Annotated in this window: 7 protein-coding genes; 2 read left to right on the forward strand and 5 right to left on the reverse strand. The window is 72.0% G+C overall.

The features are described from left to right. Positions 1-115: 115 nt before the first annotated feature. From ACJ73U_RS26790 to ACJ73U_RS26810, 5 genes are read right to left on the reverse strand one after another with little or no spacing between them, the layout of a single operon-like run. Positions 116-682, reverse strand: a complete 567-nt coding sequence (locus tag ACJ73U_RS26790; protein WP_407780480.1) for a hypothetical protein — start codon at positions 680-682, stop codon at positions 116-118. Beyond that, positions 679-1,968, reverse strand: a complete 1,290-nt coding sequence (locus tag ACJ73U_RS26795) for a hypothetical protein (protein ID WP_407780481.1) — start codon at positions 1,966-1,968, stop codon at positions 679-681. The genes ACJ73U_RS26790 and ACJ73U_RS26795 overlap by 4 nt, the downstream gene beginning before the upstream one ends. Beyond that, entirely contained in the window at positions 1,965-2,738 is a 774-nt protein-coding gene (locus tag ACJ73U_RS26800; RefSeq protein WP_407780482.1) for an ABC transporter ATP-binding protein, read from the reverse strand. Before ACJ73U_RS26800 ends, ACJ73U_RS26795 begins: the two co-directional genes overlap by 4 nt. An 11-nt stretch (positions 2,739-2,749) precedes the next feature. Then, the gene (locus ACJ73U_RS26805) at positions 2,750-3,520 is read right to left on the reverse strand and encodes a zf-HC2 domain-containing protein (RefSeq protein WP_407780483.1); all 771 of its coding nucleotides are present in this window, start codon (positions 3,518-3,520) and stop codon (positions 2,750-2,752) included. Further along, positions 3,517-4,065 (reverse strand): RNA polymerase sigma factor, encoded by a 549-nt coding sequence (locus tag ACJ73U_RS26810; RefSeq protein ID WP_407780484.1) that lies wholly within the window; start codon positions 4,063-4,065, stop codon positions 3,517-3,519. The genes ACJ73U_RS26805 and ACJ73U_RS26810 overlap by 4 nt, the downstream gene beginning before the upstream one ends. A 169-nt stretch (positions 4,066-4,234) precedes the next feature. Here ACJ73U_RS26810 and ACJ73U_RS26815 point away from each other — a divergent pair, with 169 nt between their 5' ends. Both ACJ73U_RS26815 and ACJ73U_RS26820 read left to right on the forward strand, forming a co-directional pair. Then, positions 4,235-5,761 (forward strand): flavin-containing monooxygenase, encoded by a 1,527-nt coding sequence (locus ACJ73U_RS26815; RefSeq protein WP_407780485.1) that lies wholly within the window; start codon positions 4,235-4,237, stop codon positions 5,759-5,761. 50 nt (positions 5,762-5,811) lie between these two features. Further along, positions 5,812-6,587 (forward strand): lactonase family protein (locus ACJ73U_RS26820; protein ID WP_407780486.1); only part of this gene is annotated, 776 nt, incomplete at its 3' end.

Raw genomic sequence — 6,587 nt, forward strand, 5'->3', positions numbered from 1 at the left:
ACAACCGGCGTGCGACTCCGCGACACCGCGCTCTGAGAATGACCGCCGACCCGGGGGTCACCAGGTTATCGAACTCCAGGGGGAACCAGTCGCCTTTTCGTCGCAGACGGTGTCCTCAACGCTGAGCGCGTGGCCCGCGCACGGCGTAGACCAGCAGACCGGCCACTCCCATCACGACGGCCGCGACCATGGCCGCCGTCGTGCCGGGTGGCTGGACCAGCCAGGTGAGCGGTGGTGCCACGACGGGATCGCCGGCCAGCAACGCGCCGGACGCGACGACCGTCCAGGTCATCGGCAGGCACCACGCCAGGGCGCCGCCCAGCACCGTCGCGCCGAGGGCGGCCAGACCGGTGAGTCCGACCGCGTCGCGCACCACCACTTCCGTCGCCACCGGCGGTCCCAGCACCACGCCGAGGACGACCGCCAGCACGCCGATCGCCACCACGTGTGCGGCCCGGCGGGTCCACCAGGTCAGCGCCGCCGTCCGCTCCAGTGCGGGGTCGGGGCCGGCGAGCCCGGTCGCGGTCACCGCGGTCACCGCCGTGGCCGCGAACACCGCCATCACCAGTCGCACACCTTCCGACTCACCGGTCAGCACCCCGAGCCCGACCACGCAGGCAAGCGCCGTCCCGACGCTGACCAGGACCTGCCGCGACCGCAGGTACAGCACCAGCCACCTCATGGCAGGTCCAGGTCGTCGCGGCAGTACTGGATCGACTCGCGCATGCCGGCCACCCGCGCCGCCTGCTTCTCGGCCGGGAGCGCGAGGAGCGCCTGCCACAGGCGCTGGACGTCCTTCCGCTTCACCTTCCAGAGGTACTCCGTGCCGGGCACGGGCGCCAGCTCACCGGTGAACCACGACGCCACGAGGATCCGCGCGGTCTCGATGCGTGTCGAGGCCTCCCAGGCATCCCAGCACTCCCGGGAGTCGCCGCCGGCGAGCAGGCGGGACCGCAGCTTGTCGGCGTCGGTCGGGAGCCCCGACGGGAAGTACATCGGCATCGCGCCGGCGGGCGCGCGGGCACCGGTCTCCCACGGCACCTCCACGGCCGAGGTCGGTGGTGACGGCAGCTTCTCCAGCCGCGCCAACACGTCACGGGCCGTCCCGGCGACCGTCGGCAGGTAGTCGGCGTGCGCGGCGGTCACGCACACCCGCGGGCCGCGGTCGTCGCACACGAGTGCCCGCGCGTCCGGGTCCGCGACTACGGCGTCCACAGTGGACAGGACGGGCACGGCGACCGCGGCGGCCAGCGCCACGGGCAGCAACGCCGCCAGCCGAGCCTTCGTGCCGACCGCGACGAGCAGGCAGAAGCCCGTCACCCCGATCCCGGCGAACCACAGCAGCTGCGCGAGCGTCACCGGCACGGCCACCGACGTGAACACGCCGATGCTCGGCGAGTCGAACGCGGGCGTCAGCAGGAGCTGCCAGGACGTGGCCAGGAGCGCCATCTGCCCCGCGAGCGCGGCGACGGCCAGCACCGGCGGCGTGACCAGTGAGGGCACCAGCCGGCCGATGCCGGCACCCAGCAGCGCCAGTGCCACCAGCGCCACCACCATGACACCGGCCACCGGCACCCACTTCAGGTGGAAGTAGCTCGCGGTGCCCGCCACCCGCACCCCGCCGACGGTGAGCAGCACCACGTACGCGGCGGTGAGCGCGACCGCCAGCGCCCCCGCGGTCGGCAGCACCCGCCGCCATGCCGGCCTCGGCGTGGTCGCGAACAGCTCGGGCACCCCGGACCGCTTCTCCCGCAGGCCCTGCCAGGCACCGACGGCCAGCACCAGCGGGGCCAGGAACAGCGTGAGGTAGCGGGTCCACTGCGCGAGCCCCATCCACTCCTCGTCCCACGCCGCCGGGCGCTTGCCCCACGGCCCGGACAACCCGTAGAGGAGTCCCAGTGACAGCACCAGGAACCCGACGCCGAGCACCGGTGCGCTCGAGCGGCGCAGCTCCGTACGCAGGATCATCGTGCCGCCCCCTGCGCGAGCAGGGCGGAGTAGCCGCGCTCCATGGGGCTGTCGCCGGGGTCCGCGTCGGTGCCGGCGGCCGCCAGCGCAGCGGTCGCGCCCTGGAACACGACCCGCCCCGCGTCGAGCAGCACCACGTCGGTGCAGGCGGCGGCCACGTCCTCGACCAGGTGGGTCGACACCACCACGCAGGCGTCCAGCTCGCGCAGCAGCTGCCGGAACTGCATGCGCTGCGTCGGGTCCAGCCCCGCGGTCGGCTCGTCGAGCAGCAGAATCGCCGGGTCGTTGACGATGGCCTGCGCGATGCCGGCGCGGCGGATCATGCCGCCCGACAACGTCTTCAGCTTCGCGTCGGCCCGGTCGGTGAGGCCGACCCGCTCGATCGCGTGCTGCACGGCGCCGGGGATCCCGGCCTTCGGCATCTCCTTGAGCCACGCCATGTACTCGACGAACTCGCGGACGGTGAACCGCTTGTAGAAGCCGAAGTCCTGCGGCAGGTAGCCGAGCCTGCGCCGGACGTCGCGCAGGTCGGCGCCGCCGAGCAGCGCCAGCTGACCACCCGCCGGCCGCAGCACGGTGGCGAGCGCCCGGATGAGGGTGGTCTTGCCGGCGCCGTTGGGGCCGAGCAGGCCGTGCACGCCAGTGGCGAGCGACAGGTCGACACCGTCCACCGCCATCCGCCGGCCGGCGCGAACCTTCAGGCCCTGGGCGTGGATGTCGAACGGGTAGGTCCTGGGCGCGACCTCGGCCGCGCTCACCATTCGAGGCATGTGTGTGTTTCCTAGCTTTCGAGTCGGGCATAGACGGTGGCGCGGAGCCGGACGACGGCCGCGCCGGCGACGAGCACGGCGGCCCAGATCCCCAGCGCCGCCGGTTCGAGCACGGGTGGTGAGGTGGCGGTGACGAGGCTGGGCCCGACGACGAACGCCGCCCAGGCGGTGACCAGCCCGACCGCGGCCCGCCGCACGCCGACGAAGCCGCCGAGCGCGAGCGTGGTCACGGTGAACGCGAGGCAGGGCAGGAGCCAGCGGACGGGCGAGGCCCAGGTGGTGACCGCGAGCAGCGGGATCACGACGGCGAGCACCGCGACCGTGCGGCGCAGCACCAGGTAGAGCCCGGCGCGTGGCGTGGCGGCGACCAGCTCGTGGGCGGGGTCGAGACCCCGCGCCCACGCCGCCGCGACCCCGGCGACCGGCGCGACGGGCGCGAGCAGCAGGGCGAGCGACGGGTAGGGCGGCGCGACGAGCCGGTCCACGACGAGCGCGAGAAGCGTGACCACGGTGGTCATCACGAGCCAGGGCACCATCGCGGGCGTCGCCCACGTGGTCACCCACCGGACTCCGCGTAGTGGCGCCGGCTCGGTGTCGGGCACGAGGGCGTCCCAGACGTCGTTCACGAGCGGCACCACGGCGGTCGCCTCGGCGGCGAGCAGGGCCCGGCAGTCCGCACAGGACTCGAGGTGCACCTCCACGGCCCAGACCCGATCGGCGGTGAGGCCGGGATCACCGTCGACGTACTTCCTGAGCAGCTCGGGGGATGCGTGCCAGGTCATGCCAGTGCCTCTCTCATCGCCAGGCGGGCGCGACGGGCCCTCGTCTTCACCGTGCCTTCCGGAACTCCCAGCAGCGTCGCGGTTTCCCGGACCGTGAGGCCGTCGACCACCATGGCCTGCAACACCTGCCGCAGTTCCGGTGCCAGCCGGGCCAGTGCCACGCCGACCTCGTCACCGACCACACCGGACAGTGCCTCGTCCTCCGCGGCGGGGGCCACGGGTTCGGCGGCCAGGCCAGGTGCCCCCACCCCGAGGCCCGGCGCGGCTTCCCTGGCACGCCGGCGGAACGCGTCCACCAGCCGCCGCGCCGCGATCGTCCACAGCCAGCCGACCGCGGACCCGTCCACCGCGGCCCCCGCGAAGCTGCCCGCCGCACGCCACACCGCGAGGTAGGTCTCCTGCATCACCTCGGCGACGAGCTGCTCGTCCGCACACCGCCGCCGCAGCCGAACCGCCAGCCACGGCGCCGTGCGCCGGTACAGCCGCTCGAACGCCGCACGGTCTCCCCGCGCGACCCGCCGAACGAGCTCCTCCTCATCAGACACAACGAGCTAGACGATCGCCCCTCGACGCCAGGTTCGCGAATCGATGTGCCCTGCGTCACATCTGCACGGCCAGTCCCGCTCCTGACCGCCACCAAGCCGGCTCAACCGGGGAGTTACCCACCGGCCATAGGGTCGGCTCGGGGTGCACCGACGACAGGGGTTGAGGCACATGGACGAGGCGGCGGGTATCGACCGGATCGAGATCGGAACCGTGGTGATCGGCGCCGGATTCTCCGGTCTGGGAATGGCCATCCAGTTCCGGATGGAGGGTCGGACCGACTTCGTGGTCCTGGAGAAGGCCGACGACCTCGGCGGCACCTGGCTGGGCAACACCTACCCCGGCTGCGGCTGTGACATCCCGTCGCATGTGTACTCGTACTCCTTCGAGCAGAACCCGGACTGGACGCACACCTATCCCCCGCGGCAGGAGATCCTGGACTACCTGAAGCGGCTCGCGGACAAGTACCGGCTGCGCGACTCCATCCGGTTCGGCGTCGAGATGACCGCGGCACGCTGGGATGCGGACGAGCGGCGCTGGCACGTGACCACCGGCACCGGGCAGGTCTACGTCGCCCAGTTCCTGGTGACCGGTATCGGTTCCCTGCACATGCCGTACATCCCCCAACTGCCCGGGCTGGACCGGTTCTCCGGTGCGGTGTTCCACTCCTCGCGGTGGAACCACGACCTCGACCTCAGGGGCAAGCGGGTGGCGGTGGTCGGCACCGGGTCCAGCGCCGTGCAGTTCGTGCCGAAGATCGCCGAGACGGTCGGCGAGCTGCACCTGTTCCAGCGCACCCCGGCGTGGATCCTGCCCAAGGCCGAGGCGCCGACGCCGGCGTGGTTGCGCAGGGCCCTGCGCTGGGTGCCGGGCCTCCAGCGGGCCTACCGCACCCTGCTCTACTGGCAGCTCGAGGCGCGAGCCGTCCCGTTCAACTGGCTTCCCGTCCTGATCAAGGGCGGGCAGGCGATCGCGACCCGGCACATGCACAGGTCGATCTCCGATCCGGCGCTGCGGGCCAAGCTGACGCCGAACTACAAGCTGGGTTGCAAGCGGGTGGTGATGTCCGACGACTTCTACCCCGCGCTGTGCCGCGACAACGTGGAGCTGGTCACCGACTGGATCACCGAGATCGGCCAGGACCACGTGGTCGACACCGCCGGGGTCGAACGCAAGGTCGACGCGATCATCTTCGGCACCGGGTTCCACGTCACCGACGCCTTCCACCGCCTCGACATCACCGGCCGGGACGGTCGTGACCTGGCCGACCAGTGGCGCACCAGCGGGAACGAGACCCATCTCGGCATCACCACCGCCGGGTACCCGAACCTGTTCTTCCTCCTCGGCCCCAACACCACCGTCGGCCACAACTCCACCGTCTTCATGATCGAGTCCCAGATCCGTTACGTCGCCAAGGCCATCCGCCACACCGAACGTATGAGGGCGGACACCATCGAGGTCACACACAGCGCGCAGAACCGGTTCCAGGCCGACATCCAGCGCAGGCTGGTCCGCGGAGTCTGGAGCACCGGCGGCTGCGACGCCTGGTTCCTGGACAGCAAGGGCGTCAACCGGGCACTCTGGCCGGGGTTCAGCTGGCGTTACCGGCTGCGCACCCGCAAGTTCGACCCGGCCGACTTCCAGTTCGCCCCGGCGCCGATCCCCACCGCCAGGCCTGTCGTTCCCGCGTTCCGATGACATGAACGAGCTACTGCTCCCGGGGGACGAACGTCCCTAACGTGGTACAGATGCGCCTTTGGGGAACCGTCGCCGTACTCGCTGCGGCGCTGACACTCGTACCCGCACCAGCAACCGCGGACGTCCTCGCCTACAAGGTCTACGTCGCCAACAGCGGCGGCGACGTGAACGGGGACCCCGTCGAGGCCGACATCGCGATCTTCTCGGCACGCCCGGACGGCGGTCTGGTGCCGTTCGGCGACCCGGTGCCCACCGGCGCGGGCGCCCAGTCCCTCGAGTTCAGCCCGAACGGCCGGTTCGCCTACCTCGTCGCCGTGGACGAGAACCTCGTCTACGCCTACACGAGAACCGACGACGGCGGCCTGCTCCCGCTCGCCCGGGAGCAGGTCGGTGGGCTCGCCCCGTTCGGCCTGGCGGTCGCGCCCGACGGGAAGGCCCTGTACACGGCCAACATCGACGACGCCACCGTCTCGGCGTTCCGCATCGGCGGGAACGGGGTGCCGACGCTCGTCAGCACCACGTCCACCGGCCGCACCGACGCACGCAACGTGATCGTCAGCCGCGACGGCAGGTTCCTGATCGTCAGCCACGGCAGGCCCTTCAACCCAGGGCCGGACGCGCTCGTCGTGTTCCCCATCCTTCCCGGCGGCGCACTGGGCGAGCCGCTGCCACCGGTGCTCGCCGGCGGTAGCGGCTCGGGCATGGCCATCACCCCCAACGGCCGCTTCCTCTACGTCGCCTGCGCCAGCACCAACGACGTCTTCGGCTTCCGCATCGGTCACGACGGCGTCCTGACCCCGGTGCCGAGAGGGAGTTTCCCCGCACC

The sequence above is a fragment of the Actinophytocola sp. genome, from assembly GCF_045807065.1.
Classification (GTDB): Bacteria; Actinomycetota; Actinomycetes; order Mycobacteriales; family Pseudonocardiaceae; genus Actinophytocola.